Origin of the sequence: uncultured Campylobacter sp., from assembly GCF_938045205.1 — a bacterium.
GTDB lineage: Bacteria > Campylobacterota > Campylobacteria > Campylobacterales > Campylobacteraceae > Campylobacter_B.
In genome coordinates this window covers 1-3,428 of the sequence record NZ_CALIMY010000124.1, presented here as the reverse complement: position 1 = coordinate 3,428, position 3,428 = coordinate 1, and the positions used below count along the sequence as shown (strand labels likewise).

Annotated in this window: 3 protein-coding genes; all 3 read left to right on the top strand. The window is 49.3% G+C overall.

Going from position 1 to position 3,428, the window contains the following annotated elements:
- Window positions 1–217 precede the first annotated feature (217 nt).
- Window positions 218–1,771, top strand: a complete 1,554-nt coding sequence (locus Q0198_RS07530; RefSeq protein ID WP_297896610.1) for an ATP-binding cassette domain-containing protein — start codon at window positions 218–220, stop codon at window positions 1,769–1,771.
- Window positions 1,772–2,050: 279 nt separating this feature from the next.
- On the top strand, window positions 2,051–2,371 hold the full coding sequence (locus Q0198_RS07525) for a c-type cytochrome (protein WP_297896608.1): 321 nt from the start codon (window positions 2,051–2,053) through the stop codon (window positions 2,369–2,371).
- Between the two features lie 101 nt (window positions 2,372–2,472).
- The gene (locus Q0198_RS07520) at window positions 2,473–3,324 is read left to right on the top strand and encodes a riboflavin synthase (protein WP_297896606.1); all 852 of its coding nucleotides are present in this window, start codon (window positions 2,473–2,475) and stop codon (window positions 3,322–3,324) included.
- The last annotated feature ends 104 nt before the right edge of the window (window positions 3,325–3,428 follow it).

Here is a 3,428-nt window from a genome sequence, read left to right as displayed (position 1 = left end):
GCATGCTCTGTAAAAGGTACGTGATCAAAACGAAATTTTACACAGATTCGCGATGAAATTTAACGCATGTTTACGGCGCAATCCATCGCAGATTAGCGGCGGAATTTTACGCAACCCGGGTGAAATTTTATTCGAGAAATGAGAACGGATTTAAAATTTAACCGTTTTTTCAAGCGAATTTTGCCACAATTGCGCTCAAATTTCATTGGGGCGAAAGATGAAAAAATATACCAAACAAATCCTCGCGATGCTCGCGCTAAACGCGATTTACAGCGGCTCAGGGATTTTGATTTTAAGCTTTATCAATAAATATCTACTTGACGGCGCCGAAAGAGGTGGGCGCATCATCGCGCTATTTTTCGCGCTCTTGGCGCTATTTCTGCTGCTTTCGGTGCTAAGCCGCATCATGCTTTGCAAGATGGAAAACGACTTCGTATTCGATCTGCGCACCAAAATCATCAAGCAGATCATCGATACGAAGTTCGAGCGCATCGAGGCTGCGTCGAAGGCGAACCTGCTTGCGTCCCTTTCCAGCGATATTTCGCGCCTGACCGAAGGCTTTATGCGCATCTCAGAGCTTATTCAAGGCGCGATGATCGTGCTGTTTTGCGGCATCTACGTGCTATACATCGCGCCTATGATGTTTGCATTTTTATTCGTCTGGATCGGCGCGCTGATGATCTTCAACCGCTTTTTGATGAAAAAAGTCATGCAAAATTACGATCTATACCGCCAAAACGAGGACGTTTTGTATAAAAACTACGCCGCGGCGATCGAGGGGCACAAGGAGCTGTCGCTAAGCCTAGCCAAAGCAAAGAGCCTATACGAAAACGACTTTTTGCCAAACGCGCAAAATTTACGCCAAAGCTCGCTGCGAGCCGAGGTTTACGGCGCATTTGCGAGTAATTTTATGAACGTGATGATGCTCGGCGCGGTGGGATTTGTGCTTTATTTTGGGCTAAGCGGCGGCAAAGCGGAGCTTGCAAACGCCGTAACGATCGCGCTTACGGTGCTTTTTTTGCGCGCGCCTTTGATGATGCTCATATTCTCGCTTCCTAGCGTGCTGCGCGCCAAGATCGCCTACGCAAAGATAAATGAGCTAAATTTGGACCCATTCGTGCAGGGCTTCGAGCTTGCGCAAATGCAGCCGTGGCGCAGCCTGGAGCTTAAGGACGTGAGCTTTTCGTATCCGGGCGGGAAATTCGGCATAAAAGGGGTAAGCTTGCAGCTAAATGCGGGCGAGACGGCGTTTTTAATCGGCGAAAACGGTAGCGGCAAATCGACGCTTTTTATGATCTTGGCGGGTCTTTATACGCCGCAAACGGGCGAAATTTTAGCCGACGGCGCAGCTCTCAAGCCCTCCGATCTGCGCGCTTACAGCAACAACATAAGCGCGGTTTTCAGCGATTTTTATCTCTTCGACTACGCTACGGGCGATGCGGAGATCGCGCGCGAGTGGCTGGCGCTCACGCACCTGCAGGATAAGGTTGAGCTAAAGGGGGCTAAATTTAGCACCACGAGCCTATCTAGCGGGCAGCGCAAGCGTTTGGCGCTCGTAAGCGTGCTGATGGACGGGCGAAAATTTTTGATGCTCGATGAGTTTGCGGCCGATCTTGATCCGCAGTTTCGCGCGGAGTTTTACGAGCGGATTTTGCCCGAGCTGAAATCGCGCGGATACACGATCTTTGCGATCTCACACGATGATAAATACTTCGGCGCCGCAGATAAAATTTATAAGATGCAAAAAGGCGAAATTTCGCGCATAAAGTAAAGAGGCGAAATTTTAAAATTCTACGCAGAATTTCGCGATGGAATTTGGCGTCTAGATGAAATTCCGCCTTAGGATTTTGCCACGAAATTCTACGATTGAAATTTCAGCGGGAAGGTAAAATTTGCTTAAAATTTTACAGCGTAAATTCCGCTTCAAGCCCCTACGCTAAAGTTCGCAGTAGATAGAATTTCACCTCTTTAGCGCAAATTGCAAAAATTTAGCCGAAATTTACTAAATTTTGATTATACTGCATCCACAATTTAAAAAGAAAGGATAGGAATGAAAAAAGTTCTTATTGCATGTGCTGCGGTTGCGGCGTTTAGTTCGAGTGTATTCGCCGCTGATGGCGCTACTTTATATAAAAAATGCGTGGCCTGTCATGGAGCTAACGCCGAGAAGCCTTATCTTGGCGGCAAAGTACCTGCGCTAAATACCCTAAGTAAGGAAGATATTATCGCTAGCCTAAAAGGCTACAAAGACGGCACTCTAGGCGAGGGCAAGGGAAAATTTGGCATGATGGGCGTTATGAAAGGTCAAGCAGCTTCGCTTAACGACGAATCGATCGAAGCGCTAGCCGATTTCATCGTTTCTAAAAAATAATTTCAAACTTCATTCGGCGGGCTTCGCGCTCGCCGAGCTTCACTTAATTTAAAATTTCAAAATTCTACGCTAATATCACGTAAAAATTCCAAAGGCTCATAATGTTTAACGGACTGATCAGAGAGATCGCGCAGGTTGCGAGCTTTAGCGGCGATTCGCTACGGCTGCGCGCAAGATATCGCCCCGCGCTCGGCGATAGCGTCGCGGTAAACGGCGCATGCCTGAGCGTGACGCGGCTTTTTGCGGACGGATTTGCGGTACAGCTTTCTAGCGAGACGGCGAGCGTCATCGCCGTGCAAAACCTGCGCGGCTCGGTGCATATCGAGCCTGCGATGCGGATTGGAGATCGCATAGACGGGCATTTGATCCAAGGGCACGTCGATGCTGTGGGCGAAATTTATAAAATTTCAAAGCTTGCAAGCGGCGTCGATTTTTTTATCCGCGCGCCGCTGCACATAGCGCCGCTACTAGCGCCGAAGGGCTCGGTAGCGATCGACGGCGTGAGCCTAACGATCAACGAAGTGCTTGAAGGCGGCGGCTTGCACGGGCGAAATTTTAACGACCAATGTCTTGACGGCGGAAATTTTACTCACAAAAAGCCGTGCGACGCAAATTTCAACGGCGCAAGCCTACGCGGGCAAAATTTCAGCAGCTCAAATTCCGTTCGCGATCCGAACTCCTTGGGCGCAAATTTAAAGAGCGAAGCGCAAAGCTGCGCCATTCGCCTTACGATCATCCCGCTCACGCTTAAAGATACGCTCTTTGGATCATATAAAATCGGACGACGCGTAAATATCGAGACCGATCTGCTCGCGCGATACGTCGCGGCGCAGCTACGCTTTGCCGGCGGACAGCCCGTCTGCGGTACGGACACGGCGCGCGATGATAGCGCTGCAAGCGGGAAAGATTGGCTTTCGTGGGACGCGGTAGATAAAATTTTGAGCCTGTATTAGGGCGCCAAGTAACTTGCGATGACCAAAATCGAAATTTGCAGAGAAAATCTTGAGTTTGTATTGGACGGACGCAGCGTGCTAGCGGGCTTTAGTGCGCGCGAAGG